At 69.3% G+C, this 17,597-nt stretch carries 12 protein-coding genes; 9 read left to right on the forward strand and 3 right to left on the reverse strand.

Annotated features, from left to right (window positions below; genetic code table 11):
* The first annotated feature begins 34 nt into the window (after window positions 1-34).
* Both BM228_RS01100 and BM228_RS01105 read left to right on the forward strand, forming a co-directional pair.
* On the forward strand, window positions 35-2,167 hold the full coding sequence (locus tag BM228_RS01100; RefSeq protein ID WP_092036346.1) for a methyl-accepting chemotaxis protein: 2,133 nt from the start codon (window positions 35-37) through the stop codon (window positions 2,165-2,167).
* 424 nt (window positions 2,168-2,591) lie between these two features.
* A complete protein-coding gene (locus BM228_RS01105; RefSeq protein ID WP_092036348.1) occupies window positions 2,592-4,946 on the forward strand; it encodes a membrane-bound PQQ-dependent dehydrogenase, glucose/quinate/shikimate family in 2,355 nt (784 codons plus the stop codon).
* Between the two features lie 128 nt (window positions 4,947-5,074).
* Here the strand turns inward: BM228_RS01105 and BM228_RS01110 are convergent, their stop codons facing one another.
* The 3 genes from BM228_RS01110 to BM228_RS01120 form a co-directional block, all read right to left on the reverse strand.
* Window positions 5,075-5,677, reverse strand: a complete 603-nt coding sequence (locus tag BM228_RS01110; protein ID WP_092036742.1) for a ribonuclease HII — start codon at window positions 5,675-5,677, stop codon at window positions 5,075-5,077.
* 95 nt (window positions 5,678-5,772) lie between these two features.
* Window positions 5,773-6,819 (reverse strand): glycosyltransferase family 4 protein, encoded by a 1,047-nt coding sequence (locus BM228_RS01115; protein ID WP_092036350.1) that lies wholly within the window; start codon window positions 6,817-6,819, stop codon window positions 5,773-5,775.
* A gap of 11 nt (window positions 6,820-6,830) precedes the next feature.
* The gene (locus BM228_RS01120; protein WP_092036352.1) at window positions 6,831-7,646 is read right to left on the reverse strand and encodes a UDP-2,3-diacylglucosamine diphosphatase; all 816 of its coding nucleotides are present in this window, start codon (window positions 7,644-7,646) and stop codon (window positions 6,831-6,833) included.
* Between the two features lie 546 nt (window positions 7,647-8,192).
* On the opposite strand from BM228_RS01120, the gene BM228_RS01125 reads away from it, so the two are divergent.
* The 7 genes from BM228_RS01125 (at window position 8,193) to BM228_RS01155 (ending at window position 17,378) form a co-directional block, all read left to right on the forward strand.
* Window positions 8,193-9,401 (forward strand): aminotransferase class V-fold PLP-dependent enzyme, encoded by a 1,209-nt coding sequence (locus tag BM228_RS01125; protein WP_092036354.1) that lies wholly within the window; start codon window positions 8,193-8,195, stop codon window positions 9,399-9,401.
* Window positions 9,402-9,504: 103 nt separating this feature from the next.
* On the forward strand, window positions 9,505-10,449 hold the full coding sequence (locus BM228_RS01130) for a D-2-hydroxyacid dehydrogenase (protein WP_092036356.1): 945 nt from the start codon (window positions 9,505-9,507) through the stop codon (window positions 10,447-10,449).
* 191 nt (window positions 10,450-10,640) lie between these two features.
* Entirely contained in the window at window positions 10,641-11,501 is an 861-nt protein-coding gene (locus BM228_RS01135; RefSeq protein WP_092036358.1) for an NADP-dependent methylenetetrahydromethanopterin/methylenetetrahydrofolate dehydrogenase, read from the forward strand.
* 12 nt (window positions 11,502-11,513) lie between these two features.
* Window positions 11,514-12,155 (forward strand): methenyltetrahydrofolate cyclohydrolase, encoded by a 642-nt coding sequence (gene fchA, locus BM228_RS01140; protein ID WP_092036360.1) that lies wholly within the window; start codon window positions 11,514-11,516, stop codon window positions 12,153-12,155.
* Window positions 12,156-12,393: 238 nt separating this feature from the next.
* Complete coding sequence (locus BM228_RS01145) at window positions 12,394-13,572, forward strand: malate--CoA ligase subunit beta (protein WP_092036362.1); 1,179 nt, start codon at window positions 12,394-12,396, stop codon at window positions 13,570-13,572.
* A gap of 14 nt (window positions 13,573-13,586) precedes the next feature.
* Window positions 13,587-14,477, forward strand: a complete 891-nt coding sequence (sucD, locus tag BM228_RS01150) for a succinate--CoA ligase subunit alpha (protein ID WP_092036364.1) — start codon at window positions 13,587-13,589, stop codon at window positions 14,475-14,477.
* Window positions 14,478-14,615: 138 nt separating this feature from the next.
* Window positions 14,616-17,378: a phosphoenolpyruvate carboxylase gene (locus BM228_RS01155; RefSeq protein WP_092036365.1), complete on the forward strand. Its 2,763-nt coding sequence runs from the start codon at window positions 14,616-14,618 to the stop codon at window positions 17,376-17,378.
* Window positions 17,379-17,597: the final 219 nt, after the last annotated feature.

Below are 17,597 nucleotides of genomic sequence, written 5' to 3' on the forward strand. Positions count from 1 at the left end.
GCCTAGCGATTCAGTTTTTACGGAAGCGACTTCGATGTCTCGCGCGCCGCACCCGTCGTTCACCCGCATCGCTTTGGCGAAATTATCGATCGGCAAGATCCTGTGCGCGATCCTGCTCGCGATGAGCGTCATGCTGCTCGGCTCGGGCGTGACGACCTTGCGGGACGCCCAGATGCAGGCCGATCAGAGCCGCCGCGTGGTGGCGCTCACGGAGGCGAGCCGGACGCTCCTCCAGGATCTGCTCGCCATCCGCATGGAGCGCGGCCGCACGCTTCAGGCCCTCAAGGCCGCTGAACCGATTCCCGCCAAGGATGTCGCGTTGATCGCCACCCAGCGCGCGACCCTGGCGAGCGGGGTCGATCGGCTCGGGAATCTGGCCCGCGAGGTTGAGGTGCCCTCGGTCCGGGAGAAGGCCGAGTTGGCGCAACGAGCCTACGCGGCCCTGCTCGAGCTGCGCCCGCAGGTCGATGCCGCCCTGGCGGTGCCGGCAGCGCAGCGATCCGCGGGCACGCTGCCGCCCTTCGCGCAGGCGTCTCAGGCGCTGCTCGATGCGTTGATGGCGGCGAACGACGCGGTCGATGCCGCGATCCCGCGCGGCGACGCGACCCTGGCCCATTACCTCGATCTGAAGCGCGCGGCCTGGACGTCTCGGGCCCTGATCGGCGGTGTGGTCGTGCGGATCGAGCTCGCGGTCGCCGCCGGCACGCCCTGGTCGCAGGCGGATATCGTCGCGGCGTCCGAGGAGCGGGGGCGCCTAGCCGGCGCCTGGGACGGCGTGGTCCGGACCGCCGCCGACGAGACGGCGGACACGGTCCGGGCGGCCTTCCGCAAGGCCAAGGCAGACAATTTCGAGGGCGAGGCGGCCGCGCGCCGACAGGCTGCCACGGAGGCGCTCACGCAGGGCCGGCCGACCGGATTGTCCATCGACGAATTGCGCACGCGCCAGACCGCCGAGGTGAACACGATCGCCGACCTCGCAAGCGCGGCCCTCGACGCGCTGGTCGATCGGGCTCGGGCGTTGACCGAGGACGCACACGCCACCCTGCTGCGGACCGTCCTGTTCCTCGCCGCCGCGATCCTGCTGACCGGGATCGGCACCCTCGTGGTGGTCCGCTGGGTGCTCCGACCGATCCGCAGCATGACCGAGGCGATGCGGGCGCTGGCCGCCGGTGACGCCTCGATCGTTGTCCCGGCCCAGGAGCGCCAGGACGAGATCGGCGCCATGGCCGCCGCCGTCCAGGTGTTCAAGGACAACCTGATCCGGACCCGACAGCTCGAAGCCGAGGCGGACGAGGCGCGCCGCGCGGCCGAGGAGCAGCGCCGGGCGGTCACGCGGCAGATGGCGGAGGCCTTCGAGGCCGCGGTGTCCGGCATCGTCACCCAGGTCTCGTCCGCCGCCACCGAGCTGCAGGCCACCGCCTCGCAGATGACCGCGAGCGCTCAGGAGACCGCCAGCCAATCCGGCACGGTGGCGGCGGCGGCCGAGCAATCCGCCTCCAACGTCAACACCGTGGCGAGCGCTGCGGAGCAGCTCGGCAGCTCCGTCGAGGAGATCGGCCGGCAGGTGCAGGATTCGACGATCCTCGCCCAGCGGGCGGTGGGCGAATCCGACCAGACCGCCGCCCTCGTCTCCGAGCTGAGCGCCGCCGCCGCCCGGGTCGGCGACGTGGTGCAGCTGATCGCGTCGATTGCGGCGCAGACCAATCTCCTGGCCTTGAACGCCACGATCGAGGCGGCGCGCGCTGGCGAGGCGGGCCGGGGCTTCGCCGTGGTGGCGACCGAAGTGAAGGAACTCGCAGGCCAGACCGCCAAGGCGACGGAAGAAATCGCCAGCCAGATCGGCCGGATCCAAGGCGTCACCGGCGAGGCGGTGGGCGCGATCGGCACGATCACCGGCCGCATTCGGGAGATCAACACGGTCGCGACCACGATCGCGGCGGCCGTGGAGCAGCAGGGAGCGGCGACCCGGGAGATCGTCCGGAACGTCACCCAGGCGACCGCCGGGACCCAGGAGGTCACCGGCAACATCGCCGGGGTGGCCCAGGCCGCCGAGCAGACCGGCGCGGCAGCCGAGCAGGTCCTCGCCTCGGCAACCGGCTTGTCGCGCCAGTCCGAGCAACTCTCGGCCGAAGTCGATCGCTTCCTCGCGACCGTGCGGGCCGCCTGAGCGCGGATCGCTTCTTGGTGCCCACGTCCCGTTCCGATCGTGCCGGCCTGTGTCGTCCGTCGCATGCTGGCTTCGGGCGTGTTCGCGTTCGATCGATTCCCTCTCTCCCTCATTCCATCAAGGAAACAGAGCGTCGTCCCGCGGCGCCGCCGCTGCGGCGGTGAGCCAATATCCGCGCGTCGGGAGCGCTCACGGAGCATGAGAGCAGGTCCGGCCGGCGAAACCGGCGCCGCAGGGTGGGCCGATGATAGATCCCAGTCCAGCTATGCAATGACATGAACATAAAATCGGATATCTGCAGGAAAGCAAAAATAAATAATCGACGTCCTGCAAAATGATGCATGGTAAAACATATAAAAATGTCGTTGACCGGTGTGAGACTCAAGATAAAGAGGCGCGTATCTCACACGGTTGAGTTTGTTCGATGCATCGACCCAAAACGCTTGCCGATGGAGCGCTGATCCTGCTCGGGATCGTGCTGTTTCTGATCGGTGGAGTCTTGGCCGCCGGCGGGATATATTTGGCCTGGCTTGGCGGCAGCTGGTATTTCGTGGCCATGGGCGCTGCGATGCTCGTCTCCGGCGTTCTGGTCGCTCAGCGCCGGCGCGCGGGGGCGTTGCTCTACGGGGCGGCCTTCGTCCTGACCGGGGTCTGGGCGGTCTGGGAGGTGGGGTTCGCGTTCTGGCCGCTCGTGTCGCGGCTGTTCGCCCTGGCGGTGCTTGGCTGCGCGGTCGCGCTGTTGGTGCCGTTGCTCGATCGATCCGGCGGCGTGTGGCGCCGGGCCTCCCTGGGCATCGCCGCCGCGCTGGCGCTCGGCTTGGTGGCGACGACGCTGCGGGCCTTCCAGCCGGTACCGATCATCGCCGCGACCGAGGTTGCGGCGGTGCATCCCGCGACCCAGGCGGGTCCGCAGGTCGATTGGACGGCCTGGGGCAACACCACGGGCGGCACCCGCTTCGCCGGACTGACGCAGATCGACGCCACCAACGTCGCCAAGCTCGAGCCGGCCTGGACCTTCCGCACCGGTGATGTCGCGATCAGCAACGGCTTCGGCGCCGAGGACCAGACCACGCCGCTGCAGATCGGCGACACCGTCTATGTCTGCACGCCGAACGACATCGTCATCGCGCTCGACGCCGATACCGGCACCCAGCGCTGGCGCTACGACCCGAAGGCGAGCGCGCCGCAATGGCAGCGGTGCCGCGGGCTCGGTTATCACGACGCGGGCGCTTCAGCCGGTGACAAGGTTTGCCCCCGCCGCCTGCTGCTCGCCACGATCGACGCGCGCCTGATCGCCCTCGACGCCGCCACCGGCCAGCCCTGCACCGATTTCGGCGACGGCGGCACGGTCGACCTCAAGACCGACATGGGCGAGGTCAAATCCGGCTACTACACGCAGACCGCCGCGCCGCTGATCGCCGGCGATCTCGTGGTGGTCGGCGGCCGGGTCGCCGATAATATCGAGACCGGAGAGCCGGGCGGTGTGGTCCGGGCCTTCGATGTCGGCAGCGGCGAATTGCGCTGGGCCTGGGATCCGGGCAACCCGGCGACGACCCGCCTGCCGCCGCCCGGCGAGACCTATACGCGCGGCACGCCCAACGTCTGGACCAGCATGGCCTACGATCCGGCCCTGGGCCTGATCTACGCGCCGACTGGCAACGCGACGCCGGACTTCTTCGGCGGCCATAGGACCGCGGAGGACGACGCCACGAACTCGTCGATCTTCGCGCTCGACGCCGCGACCGGACGGCCGCGCTGGCACGTCCAGCTCGTGCATAAGGACCTGTGGGACTTCGACGTGCCGGCCCAGCCGGCCCTCTACGACGTTCCGGACGGGAAGGGCGGCACCGTGCCGGGGCTGATCGCCGCGACCAAGCACGGCCAGATCTTCTTGCTGAACCGGGAGACCGGGGCGCCGATCGCGCCGGTCACCGAGCGGCCCGTGCCGCAGGGCAACGTGCCGGGCGAGCATTACGCGGCGACGCAGCCCTTCTCGGAGATGCCGTCGATCGGCACCGAGACCCTGACGGAAGCCGACATGTGGGGGGCGACGCCGTTCGACCAGCTCCTGTGCCGGATCCAGTTCAAGGGCATGCGCCACGAGGGGACCTTCACCCCGCCGGGCTTCGACACCGCCCTCCAGATGCCGGGCTCGCTCGGCGGCATGAACTGGGGCAGCACCGCGATCGACATGACCCGGGACTACCTGATCGTGAACGACATGCGGCTCGGCCTGTGGAACCGGTTGATCGCGCGGGATCAGGTCGAGACCGGCAAGGCCGCCGGCACCGAGATGGGGATGTCGTCGATGCGCGGCACGCCCTACGTCTCCGTCCGGAACCGCTTCGTGTCGGCGCTGAACATCCCGTGCCAGAAGCCGCCCTTCGGCACCCTGACGGCCATAGACCCGAAGGCGCGGCGCATCGCCTGGCAGGTTCCGCTCGGCACGGTGGAGGATACCGGGCCGCTGGGGATCAAGATGCACCTGCCGATCCCGATCGGCCTGCCTTCGCTCGGCGGCTCGCTGGTGACCGGCTCGGGCCTGATCTTCTTCGCCGGAACCCAGGATTACTACCTGCGGGCGTTCGAGGCCGCGACCGGCCGCGAGGTCTGGAAGGGCCGCCTGCCGGTGGGCAGCCAGGGCGCGCCGATGACCTACCGGTCCCCGAAGACCGGCCGGCAATACATCGTGATCACCGCTGGCGGCGCCCGCCAATCGCCCGATCGCGGCGACTACGTGGTCGCCTACGCGCTGCCGGGCGATCCCGGATCGAAGTGATCCGGCTCGAAGACGGCAAAATCGGGGTTCCCAAAGGGCAAGCCCTTTGGCGGGGTTCGGGGGCGGAGCCCCTGAGAGATCTGCAGGGCTCCGCCCTGCACCCGCAAAAGGTCTCGACCTTTTGAAACCTAGCCGAACCCGCGGGTAAAGCTGAGGCGGTGGTGGGGGCTCCGGCCGAGCGTCGTCAGGCCGACCCGGTGGATAGCCGTGCCGTAGCCGACATTGCGCTCCCAGCCGTAGCCCGGATGGCGCTCAGCGAGGCGGCGCATGAGGTCGTCGCGAAAGACCTTGGCGACGATCGAGGCGGCGGCGATCTGCGGCACCAGCCCGTCGCCGCCGACCACCGCCCGGCCCGGCAGGCCGGGCAGGGCATCTCGGCCATCGACCAGGACCGGCGCCGCGATCCCGAGGCGGGACACCGCCCGCAGCATGGCGTCGAGGGTCGCGGCGCGGATGTTTATGCGGTCGATCAGCGCCCGGGAGCCCGCCGCCACGGCGACGCGGGCATGGGCGCGGACCAAAGGCGCCAGCTGCGCGCGGATCGGCTCGGGCACGCGCTTGCTGTCGTCGAGGGCAGCCAGCAGGGCAGGGGGGATCGCCGTCGGTTCGAACCAGACCGCCGCGACCACCACGGGGCCGCACAGGGCGCCGCGCCCGACCTCGTCACAGCCGATCACGGCCGGGTAATCGGCGGCCCGGGCCGGGTCGAAGGGCGACGTGAGGGCGGGCAGTCTCTTCCGGGTGAGGGGCGTCGTCTTCACGGGCGGCGGTTTCTGAACGGGCACGATGGCGCCGTCCTGCCATCCCGCGCGGCCGCCGTCACCGGTCAGGCGGCGTTCCGGGTCCCGCGCTCGCCGCCATGCGCCTCGATGATGTTGCCGAAGAACTGGTCGGCGCTGACATCCCAGCCCCGGCGCAGGGCCTCCTGCCGGCACTCGGCCCGGGACAGGCGGAGCGCCGCGAGCGCCGCCGCACGCAGATCCTGATCGAGCATGCCCACGCGAGTCCCGCTCAGCACGTCGTTGGGGCCGGGCACCGGGAAGGCCGCGATCGGCAGGCCGCAGGCCATGGCCTCCAGGAGCACGATGCCGAACGTGTCGGTGAGGCTTGGGAACACGAAGGCGTCGCAGGCGGCGTAGACGGCGGAGAGCGCCGCCCCGGTTCGCGTGCCGAGGAAGTGTGCCTTCGGGGCCAGCGCCTGCAGCCGCGCCCGGTCCGGCCCGTCGCCGACGACGATCTTCGTGCCAGGCAGGTCGAGGGTGAGGAAGGCCGCGATGTTCTTCTCCACGGCGAGCCGGCCGACATACAGGAACAGCGGTCGGGGCAGCCCGGCGAGCTCAACCGGTGGCAACTCGCCCGGCGCCGCCGGCCGGAACCGCTCGGTATCGACCCCGCGGGTCCAGCGCATCAGATGGGTGAAGCCCTTCGCCTCGAGCTCCGCCTGGAGGGAGGCGGTGCTGACCATCGTGCCGCGCGCCGCCCCGTGGAAGCGGCGCAGATAGGCGTAGGACCACGCCTCCGGCACCGGGAGCCGGGCGGCGAGGTATTCGGGAAAGCGGGTGTGGTAGCTCGTGGTGAAGGGAAGGCCATTGGCCAGGCAGTGGCGCCGGGCCGCGAAGCCGATCGGTCCCTCGGTGGCGATGTGGACATGGCTCGGCCGCTCCTTGGCCCAGCGCGCCGCCACCCGGTCCCGTCCGGCCAGGGCCAAGCGGATCTCCGTGTAGCCCGGCAGGGGCAGGGAGCGGAAATCCGCCACCGTGAGCAGGGCCGTCTCGAAACCGTGCTCGGGGGCGCGGCGGACCATCTGCTCCAGGGAGCGGACGACGCCGTTGACCTGCGGGTGCCAGGCATCGCTGGCGATCAGGAGCTTCACCGCGCGGTTCCTCACGCCACCGCGCGCCGGCCCGTCACCGCCCGCGGCGCGGCTTCGGCCTCGCGGGCCCGCAGGATGCTCGGATAGTGCAGCACCTCGATCCGGCCGTCGTAATGCTCGATCAGGCCGGTGCAGGATTCGACCCAGTCGCCGGTGTTGAGGTAGCGTAGATCCCCGATCGCCCGGTCGGCCGCGTGGTGGATATGGCCGCAGATCACGCCGTTCGCGCCCTGGCGGCGCGCTTCCTCCGCCAGGATGGTCTCGAACCGGCCGATGAAGCTGACGGCGTTCTTCACCCGCAGCTTCGCCCAGGCCGAGAGCGACCAGTAGGACAGACCGACCCGCCGCCGGATCCGGTTGATCACGGTGTTGAGGGTCAGCGCCAGGGTGTAGGCGCCGTCGCCGAGATGGGCGAGCCAGGGTGAGTGGCGCACGACCATGTCGAACTGGTCGCCGTGGATCACGAGATAGCGCCGCCCGTCGGCCGCCTCGTGGATCGCGGTCTCGGCGATCTCGATGCCGCCGAAATTGGTGCCGACATAGTCGCGCAGGAACTCGTCGTGGTTGCCCGGCAGATAGACGATCCGAGCGCCCTTGCGCACCTTGCGCAGGAGCTTCTGGACCACGTCGTTGTGCTCCTGCGGCCAGTACCAGCCGGAGCGCAATTGCCAGCCGTCCACGATGTCGCCGACCAAGTAGACCGTGTCGGCATCGTAATCGCGTAGGAACGACAGCAGCATGCCGGCCTGGCAGCCGCGCGTGCCGAGATGCAGGTCGGACAGGAACAGCGTCCGGACCCGGACCGGCATCTCCTCATCCTCGGCCACGTCACCCTCCCGACGGTCGAACGGTCGGGGGGATCCAGAACGCGATCACGTCTCAGTTTGATGACGCGGAGCCGGATCGCTGTGGGGTGTCTTGGTGCGGTGCGGGGAAAGTCCTCAAGCCCGAATAGCTGACGTTGCGGCGCACAAAAAATTTTTTTGCCACGATCCCGAAGTTTTTCCGGTTTTGCTTCCCAGCTTCGCCGCCTCATAATACCAGCAACCGGTGGCTCGGCGTGAGCCGGGCCGGATGCGTACTGGAAGGCGGCCAGGGTGCCTTGAGACGAGGCGCCGTAGAACGGGACGGCATTTCGGAGGCGACCGGCGCGCGGGGGCGTGCCGCGACGCGAGCGGCACCAGGCCGCCTGCCGCTCCGCTGAGCCCCCCGATCCACGGACGACGCGGATGGTGTTCGGGGAGTCGCGGCCAGTGCCGCGGCTGCCGGTGCCGCTCGCAGGATGCCCAACACGGCCGCCAAGGGCGCCAAGGACGTTTGAACGAACCGGCGCGGGTCCGCCCGCGCACAACGAATTTTTTGGAGGAAACACCATGGCCGCAACCCGGCGCCCCGGTCGCAACCATCTCTTCATCCCGGGCCCCACGAACATCCCGGACCGCGTCCTGCGCGCGATGCACGTGCCGTCCGAGGATCACCGCTCGCCGAGCTTCCCCGAGCTGGTGAAGCCGCTGCTGCAGGATTCCAAGATCGTGTTCGGCTCGACCGCCGGGACGATCATCCTGTTCCCGTCCTCGGGCACCGGCATCTGGGAATCGGCCCTGTCCAACACCCTGTGCCGCGGCGACAAGGTGCTGACGTCCCGCTATGGCCAGTTTAGCCACCTCTGGGTTGACATGGCCCAGCGCCTCGGCCTCGAGGTGATCGTCCAGGAGGAGGAGTGGGGCACCGGTGCCGATCCGCAGAAGATCGAGGAGGCGCTCCGGGCCGACAAGGATCACGCCATCAAGGCCGTGATGGTCGTCCACAACGAGACCGCAACCGGCGTCACCAGCGACATCGCCGCGGTCCGCAAGGCGCTCGACGCCGCCGGCCACCCGGCGCTGCTGTTCGTGGACGGCATCTCGTCGATCGGCTCGCTGCCGTTCTACATGGACGAGTGGAAGGTCGATTGCGCCATCGCGGGCTCGCAGAAGGGCTTCATGCTGCCGGCCGGCCTCGGCCTGATCTGCATCAGCCCCAAGGCGCTCAAGATCGCCGAGGGCGGCGCGGGCCGCAACGACCGGCTCGGCCACGCCTACTTCGCCTGGAAGGACCAGCTCGCCGCCAACGCCACCGGCTACTTCCCCTACACCCCGGTCCTGCCGCTGCTCTACGGCCTGCGCGAGGCCCTGGCGATCGTGAAGGAGGAGGGGCTGGAGAACATCTACCACCGCCATCACGTCCTCGCCGAGGCGACCCGACAGGCGGTGGCGGCCTGGGGCCTCAAGCCCTGCGCCAAGGAGCCGAAGTGGAACTCCGACACGGTCACGGCGATCGTGGTCCCGGAGGGCGCCGACGCCGCCAAGGTGATCACCCACGCCTACGACCGCTACAACCTCTCGCTGGGTGCGGGCCTGTCGAAAGTCGCCGGTAAGGTGTTCCGGATCGGCCACTTGGGTGACCTGAACGAGCTGTCGCTGCTCGGCGCCATCGCGGGCGCCGAGATGGCCATGCTCGATTGCGGCATCAAGGTCACGCCGGGCTCGGGCGTCGCCGCCGCGTCGAGCTACCTGCGCGAGAATCCGCTGCACAAGGCGTGAATCGCGCCCGTCGTCGAAGCGGGGCCGGCTTGCCGGTCCCGCTTCGGCGCGCAAGTAAGAACAAGAATCCCGAGGAAACTGCCCGTCGCCCGAGAGGGGATCCATGACGAAGAAAATCGTGTTCCTGGACCGCGAGTCCCTCGACGCGACGGTCCGGCCGTTCAGCTTCCCGCACGAATATGTGGAGCACGACTCGACCTGGACGCCTGAGGACACGGTCGCGCGGCTCCAGGGGGCCGAGATCGCGCTGATCAACAAGGTCCCGATGCGGGCCGAGACGTTGAAGCAGCTCCCCGACCTGAAGCTGATCGCGGTGGCCGCCACCGGCACCGACGTGGTCGATAAGGCTCAGGCGAAGGCCCAGGGCATCACCGTCGTCAACATCCGCAACTACGCGTTCAACACCGTGCCCGAGCACGTGGTCGGGCTGATGTTCGCACTCCGCCGGGCGATCGTGCCCTACGCCAACTCGGTGCGGCGCGGTGATTGGGCGAAGTCCACGCAGTTCTGCTACTTCGACTACCCGATCTACGACATCGCCGGCTCGACGCTGGGCATCGTCGGCTACGGGGCACTCGGCAAGTCGATCGGCAAGCGCGCCGAGGCGCTCGGCATGAAGGTCCTGGCCTACGACGTATTCCCGCAGGACGGCTTGGTCGATTTCGAGACGATCCTGACGCAGTCCGACGTGATCACGCTGCACGTGCCGCTCACCCCCGAGACCAAGGGGATGATCGGCGCCGCCGAGCTCAAGCGGATGAAGAAGAACGCCATCCTGATCAACACCGCCCGGGGTGGGCTGGTGGACGAGGCGGCGCTCCTGGCCGCCCTCAAGGACGGCACCATCGCGGGCGCGGGCTTCGACGTCGTCGCGCAGGAGCCGCCGAAAGACGGCAACATCCTGTGTGAGGCCGACCTGCCGAACCTGATCGTCACCCCGCACGTCGCCTGGGCCAGCAAGGAAGCGATGCAAATCCTGGCCGACCAGCTCGTCGACAACGTCGAGGCGTTCGTCGCGGGTAAGCCGCAGAACGTGGTCGAGGCTTAAGGCTGGGCCGCTGACGTCGCGCTCCGTCATTCCGGGGCGCCGCAGGCGAGCCCGGAATCCAGAGCCGCTAACGGTGCAAGATCTTGCTCTGCCTGTGGTTCTGGATCCCGGGCTCCGCTTCGCGGCCCCGGGATGACGGGCCGAGTGATTTGAACACATGATGCCCGCGAACCGGGCAGGGGAATGAAAAAATGAAGAAGCTGCTGTTCCTGTTCGACACCGATGCCGTGCCGAACGTGTTCGACACGGTGGTCGGCTACGACGGCGGCGCCGACCACATCACCGGCTACGGCGGCGTGAATCCGGACAATGTCGGCGCGCTGGTCGATGGCACGATCTACACCCGCGGCGGCTCCGAGAAGAAGTCGACGGCGATCTTCGTCGGCGGCGGCAGCATGGCGGCCGGCGAGGAGCTGTTCACCGCCGTCAAGAAGCGCTTCTTCGGCCCGTTCCGGGTCTCGGTCATGCTCGATTCCAACGGCTCCAACACCACGGCCGCCGCGGGCGTCGCGCTGGTGGCCAAGGCCGCCGGCTCGCTCCAGGGCAAGAAGGCCGTCGTGCTGGCGGGCACCGGCCCGGTCGGCATGCGCTCGGCCGCGTTGCTCGCCGGCGAGGGCGCCGAGGTCACCATCGCGGGCCGAGCGCTGGACAAGACCCAGGCCGCCGCCGACCAGATCAACAAGCGCTTCAAGGTCAACGTGAAGGCTGCCGCCACCCCGGACGAGGCTTCCCGCGTCGCCCTGGTAAAGGGCACGAACCTCGTGTTCACAGCGGGCGCCATCGGCGTCGAGCTGCTGCCGGAGGCCGCCTGGGCCCAGGAGTCGTCCATCGAGTTCGTCGCCGACTACAACGCCCAGCCCCCGACCGGCATCGGCGGCATCGAGGTGATGGACAAGGGCAAGGACCGCAACGGCAAGAAGGCTTTCGGCGCGCTCGGCATCGGCGGGCTGAAGCTCAAGCTGCACCGGGCCTGCGTCGGCCAGCTCTTCGAGAGCACCGAGCAGGTGCTCGATGCCGAGGAGATCTACGCCCTCGCCAAGAAAATGGCTTGAGAGGAGGCGCCGGTGAGCGAAACGCGTCCCCCCGAATCCGACAGCATCGATAAGTTCCTGACGGAGCTGGCGAGCGCCGCGCCGACCCCCGGCGGCGGCGGTGCTGCGGCGATCTCCGGCGCCATGGGCGCGGCCCTGGTGTCGATGGTCTGCAACCTGACCATCGGCAAGAAGAAGTACGTCGAGGTCGAGGCCGAGGTGAAGGATGTGCTCGCCCGGTCCGAGGGCCTGCGGGTCGTGCTCACCGGCATGATCGGCGAGGACGTCCAGGCCTTCGACGCCGTGATGGGCGCCTACGGCCTGCCCAAGGGCACCGACGACGAGAAGGCAGCCCGCGCTACGGCGATCCAGGCGGCACTGAAGACCGCGACCGACGTGCCGCTGTCCTGCTGCCGGGCCTGCCGCACGGTGATCGACCTCGCGGCGATCACCGCCGACAAGGGCAATCTCAACGTCGTCTCCGATGCCGGCGTGGCGGTGCTCTCGGCCTATGCCGGCCTGCGCAGCGCGGCGCTGAACGTCTACGTCAACGCCAAGGGGATCGAGGACCGGGAGTTTGCCGACGAACGGCTTCAGGAGCTCGAAGGCTTGCTCGCCGAGGCGGGTGCGCTGACCGAGAAGGTCTACGGCGTCGTCAAGGCCAAGGTGAACTGAACCAGGCCGCACCCGCCGCGGGCGCCGCAAATGGATCGACAGTGAAGGCCGGGTGCATCATGCGCCCGGCCTTTCTTTTTGCCGAAATGCTGCGTTGCAATAGTGGATACGATTTGTTGTGCAGCCGCGAAAAAGCCCGTCTGAACCGATGGATCAAAAAATTTGACGGGCGTAATCTTCCTGTTCAACTAAAGTAGACGGCGACAAACGGCGGCAACGACCGCGGAGGAGGCGCCGAATGGACGTCCACGAGTACCAAGCCAAGGAGCTGCTCGCGAGCTTCGGTGTGGCGGTCCCGAAGGGCGCCATCGCGTTCAGCCCGGACCAAGCGGTCTACGCCGCGACCGAGCTCGGCGGCTCGTTCTGGGCTGTGAAGGCGCAGATCCATGCCGGCGCCCGCGGCAAGGCCGGCGGGATCAAGCTGTGCCGGACCTACAACGAGGTCCGCGACGCCGCCAAGGAGCTGCTGGGCAAGCGCCTCGTCACCCTGCAGACCGGGCCCGAGGGCAAGCCGGTTCAGCGGGTCTATGTCGAGACCGCCGACCCGTTCGAGCGCGAGCTCTATCTCGGCTACGTGCTGGACCGGAAGGCCGAGCGCGTGCGCGTCATCGCCAGCCAGCGCGGCGGCATGGATATCGAGGAGATCGCCGCCAACGAGCCGGAGGCTCTGATCCAGGTCGTCGTCGAGCCGGCGGTGGGCCTGCAGCAATTCCAGGCCCGGGAGATTGCCTTCCGGCTCGGCCTGAACATCAAGCAGGTCTCGGCCGCGGTGAAGACCATCATGAACGCCTACCGGGCGTTCCGCGACTGCGACGGCACGATGCTGGAGATCAACCCACTGGTCGTCACCAAGGACGACCGGGTGCTGGCCCTCGATGCCAAGATGAGCTTCGACGACAACGCGATGTTCCGCCGGCCGGGCATCGCCGACATGCACGACCCGTCGCAGGGCGATCCGCGCGAGGCCCAGGCCGCCGAGCACAACCTCAGCTATATCGGGCTCGAGGGTGAGATCGGCTGCATCGTCAACGGCGCCGGGCTGGCCATGGCGACCATGGACATGATCAAGCACGCGGGCGGTGAGCCGGCGAACTTTTTGGATGTCGGCGGCGGGGCGTCGCCTGAGCGGGTGGCGACGGCGTTCCGGCTGGTGCTTTCGGACCGCAACGTCAAGGCGATCCTGGTCAACATCTTCGCCGGCATCAACCGCTGCGACTGGGTCGCCGAGGGCGTCATCCAGGCCGCCCGGGAGGTGAAGATCGACGTGCCCCTGGTGGTGCGGCTCGCGGGCACGAATGTCGAGGCCGGCCAGAAGATCCTGGCCGAGAGCGGCCTCGACCTGATCACCGCCGACACCCTGTCGGACGCGGCGCGCAAGGCGGTCGACGCCTGCGACGCCGCCAAGAAGAACCGCTGAGGGGAGACCACGCCATGAGCATCCTCATCGACGAGACCACCCCGATCATCGTCCAGGGCATCACGGGCGACAAGGGCACCTTCCACGCCCAGGAGATGCTGGACTACGGCACGAACGTCGTGGGCGGCGTCACCCCCGGCAAGGGCGGGCGCAGCCATCTCGGCCTGCCGGTGTTCAACACCGTCAAGGAGGCGGTCGCCGCCACGGGCGCCACCACGTCGATCACCTTCGTGGCGCCGCCCTTCGCGGCGGACGCCATCATGGAGGCGGCCGATGCCGGCCTGCGGCTGGTCTGCTCGATCACCGACGGCATCCCGGCCCAGGACATGATGCGGGTGAAGCGCTACCTGATGCGCTACCCGCGGGATCGCCGGACCATGGTGGTCGGCCCGAACTGCGCCGGCATCATCTCGCCCGGCAAGGCGATGCTCGGGATCATGCCCGGCCACATCTACCTCAAGGGCAATGTCGGGGTGATTTCCCGCTCGGGGACCTTGGGCTACGAGGCCGCCTCGCAGCTCAAGGAGCTCGGCCTCGGGATCTCGACCTCGGTGGGCATCGGCGGCGACCCGATCAACGGTTCGTCGTTCCTCGATCACCTCGCCCTGTTCGAGACCGATCCGGACACCGACGCGGTGCTGATGATCGGCGAGATCGGCGGCCCACAGGAGGCCGAGGCCTCGGCCTGGATCCGGGACAACATGTCGAAGCCGGTGATCGGCTTCGTGGCCGGGCTCACCGCGCCGAAGGGCCGTCGCATGGGCCATGCCGGGGCGATTATCTCGGCGGCCGGCGACAGCGCCGCCGAGAAGGCCGAGATCATGCGCTCCTACGGCCTCACCGTGGCGCCCGATCCCGGCTCCTTCGGCCAGACCGTCGCCGACGTGCTCGCCCGGGCGGCTTGAGATCTTCCCTCCCCCTTGTGGGGAGGGACCGAGGGTGGGGGTGGTGCAGAAGGGATCGGATCGCTGGATCCTGCGCCACCCCCACCCCTACCCCTCCCCGCAAGGGGGAGGGGAGCGCACCGCGCTCAAGGTGGCTCCATGACCCGTACCCTCCACGCTTCCCCCGGCCTCGCCGAGGCCAGCGCCTTCGCGCCGCCGGTGATCACCGGCACGTCGGCCGAGCAGGCTCTCGACATCCTGTTCCAGGCCCTGCTCGACGTCGCCCGCCGGCACGACCCCGATCTCGAAGCGGTGCTGCACGGCACGGCCGATATCTCGCGGTTCTCGCCGGAGATGCTGGCCCGCGCGCTCCAGGTGCAGGGCATCTGGTTCCACCTGATCTCGATCGCCGAGCAGAACGCTGCGATGCGGCGGCGGCGCCATATCGAGCGCACGGAGGGCCGGGCGGCGCTCAGCGGCTCCTTCGCCAAGGTGTTCTCGGACGCCCGCGCCCAGGGCATCCCCCCGGAGAAGATCCAGGCGCTGCTCAGCGACCTGCGCATCCGGCCGACGCTCACCGCGCACCCGACCGAGGGCAAGCGGGTGACGGTGCTGGAAAAGTTCCGGCGGATCTACCTCGTGCTGCGCGAACTGGAGATGCCGCGCTGGACCGACCGCGAGCGCAACGGACTCATGAACGAGCTGCGCGACCAGATCGAGCTGGTCTGGATGACCGGCGAATTGCACCTGGAGAAGGCCACCGTCGAGCGGGAAGTCGCCTGGGGGCTGCACTTCTTCGACGAGACCCTGTTCGAGATGCTGCCCGAGACCATGGACACCCTGGAGGAGTCCCTGGCCGAGGCCTATCCCGGCACGCCGTTCAAGGTGCCGCCGTTCTTCCAGTTCGGCTCGTGGATCGGCGGCGACCGGGACGGCAATCCCTACGTCACCGCCGCCGTCACCCGGCAGGCGCTCCACCGCAACGCGCTGGCCTCGCTCAACCGCTACCGGGACGGCGCGCGCGAGCTCGGCCGGACGCTCTCGCTCACCGAGCGCGCGCTGCCGCTGCCGGCGACGTTCCGTCAGGAGCTCGACCGGCAGCTCGCCGAGAGCGGCCAGGCCCGGGCGATTGCTCGGCGCAATCCCGGCGAGCCGTATCGCCAGTACCTCACCTGCGTCCTGCGCAAACTCGACGCGACCATCGCCCGCAACGAGGGGCAGCACCCGTCCGGCCCCGATTATGCCAGCGCCGACGGCCTGATCGAGGATTTGCGCGTGCTGGAGCGCGGGCTGGAGGACGCCAAATGCGGTGCCCTCGGCCGCGATCTGGTGCGGCCGGTCCGCCGCATGGTCGAGATCTTCCGCTTCTCCACGGTCCGGCTGGACCTGCGCGAGAACACCACCCGGACCACCGAGACGCTGCAGGCGCTCTGGCGCCAGCGCAACGGCGAGGGCGATCCCCCGGCTTTGGGCTCGGCCGCGTGGCGGCAATGGCTCGACGCCGAGCTGGTCCGGCCCCGGGATCCGGAGCGCTCCTTCGAGAACCTGCCCGACGCCGCCCGCGAGACGCTGGCGACCTTCGCGCTGGTGGCCGAGATGCGCGAGAGCCTCGACCGGGAGGCGTTCGGCGCCTTCATCCTGTCGATGACCCGCTCGGTGGAGGATGTGCTCGGCGCCTACCTGCTGGCGAAGGAGGCCGGCGTGTTCCTCGACGCCGCCGGTCCGGAGATCCGCCCGGAGATCTGCCCGCTCGCGATCGTGCCCCTGTTCGAGACCATCGACGATCTGCGCGCCGCCCCGGCGATCATGCGGGAACTCCTCACCGTGCCGGTGGTGCGCCGCTCAACCCGCTGGCAGGGCGGGGTGCAGGAGGTGATGATCGGCTATTCCGACTCCAACAAGGATGGCGGCTTCGTCGCCGCCAACTGGGAGCTGTACAAGGCGCAGAGCAAGCTGACCCGGCTCGGGCAGGAGCTCGGTGTCGGCATCGCGTTCTTCCACGGCCGCGGCGGCTCGGTGAGCCGGGGCGGCGTGCCGACCCATCGGGGCATCATGGCCCAGCCGCCGGGCTCGATCCGCGGCCGGTTCCGGACCACCGAGCAGGGCGAGGTCGTCTCGTTCAAATACGCCAACCGCGGCACCGCCGCCTACCAGATGGAGCTGCTGGCCGCTTCGGTCTTCGAGCATGCCCTGGCGGGCGACGGCGAGCGGGCGAGTGTCGGCCACGACGACGCCCTGGAGGCGTTGGCCGGCGCCTCGCGGGCCGCCTATGTCCGGCTGCTCCAGACCGACGGGCTGGTCGATTACTTCCAGTCGGCCAGCCCGCTGGACGAGATCGCGCTTCTGAACATCGGCTCGCGCCCGGCCCGCCGGTTCGGCGCCCGCTCGCTCTCGGATCTCCGGGCGATCCCCTGGGTGTTCGCGTGGTCGCAGAACCGGCACGTGATCACCGGCTGGTACGGGGTCGGCTCGGGGCTCGCGAGCTTCCTCGACGTGCGTGGCCGGGAAGGCGAGGCAAGCCTGAAGCGCCTGTTCCAGGACTCCCGCGTGCTCCGCCTTGTCCTCGACGAGGTCGAGAAGACCCTTATGATGGTCGATCTCGACATCGCCCGCGCCTATGCCGGCCTCGTCCCCGACGCGAGCGTCCGGGACCGGATCTTCTCAATGATCGAGGCCGAGTACGCGCTGACCCGCGAGATGGTGCTGCGCGTGAGCGGCGGCTCCGACTTGGCCGAGCGCTTCCCGCTGTTCCGCGACCGGCTGAAGGGCCGGCTGCCGACCATCAACCAGGTCGGGCGCGAGCAGGTCGAACTGCTGGCCCGCTACCGCGCCGAGACCGACGAGGACCGGCGCGAGGCGGTGAAGTCGGCCCTGCTCCTGTCGATCAACTGCATCGCGGTCGGCTTCGGCTCGACCGGGTGAGGGGAGGGGCGAGGTTTTCCAGAGAGTGCGTTTCGAATCTGACACGCGCTCTCCCTCCCCCCTCTGCGGGGGAGGGTGGCCCCCGAAAGGGGGTCGGGAGAGGGGACGACGGTGCAGGATAAAGCTCCGGCTCGCACACCTGCTCCGCTTTTCACGGAAGCCGGGTTCCCCTCTCCCGACCCCTGCTGACGCAGGGGCCACCCTCCCCCGCAGAGGGGG

This window comes from Methylobacterium pseudosasicola, from assembly GCF_900114535.1.
GTDB lineage: Bacteria > Pseudomonadota > Alphaproteobacteria > Rhizobiales > Beijerinckiaceae > Methylobacterium > Methylobacterium pseudosasicola.

Excerpts from the sequence above, each read along its gene's own strand:
- BM228_RS01100 (WP_092036346.1), top strand. The coding sequence starts at position 35 with ATGTCTCGCGCGCCGCACCCGTCGTTCACCCGCATCGCTTTGGCGAAA.
- BM228_RS01130 (WP_092036356.1), top strand. The coding sequence starts at position 9,505 with ATGACGAAGAAAATCGTGTTCCTGGACCGCGAGTCCCTCGACGCGACG.
- BM228_RS01105 (WP_092036348.1), top strand. The coding sequence starts at position 2,592 with ATGCATCGACCCAAAACGCTTGCCGATGGAGCGCTGATCCTGCTCGGG.
- BM228_RS01135 (WP_092036358.1), top strand. The coding sequence starts at position 10,641 with ATGAAGAAGCTGCTGTTCCTGTTCGACACCGATGCCGTGCCGAACGTG.
- BM228_RS01145 (WP_092036362.1), top strand. The coding sequence starts at position 12,394 with ATGGACGTCCACGAGTACCAAGCCAAGGAGCTGCTCGCGAGCTTCGGT.
- sucD (WP_092036364.1), top strand. The coding sequence starts at position 13,587 with ATGAGCATCCTCATCGACGAGACCACCCCGATCATCGTCCAGGGCATC.
- BM228_RS01155 (WP_092036365.1), top strand. The coding sequence starts at position 14,616 with ATGACCCGTACCCTCCACGCTTCCCCCGGCCTCGCCGAGGCCAGCGCC.
- BM228_RS01125 (WP_092036354.1), top strand. The coding sequence starts at position 8,193 with ATGGCCGCAACCCGGCGCCCCGGTCGCAACCATCTCTTCATCCCGGGC.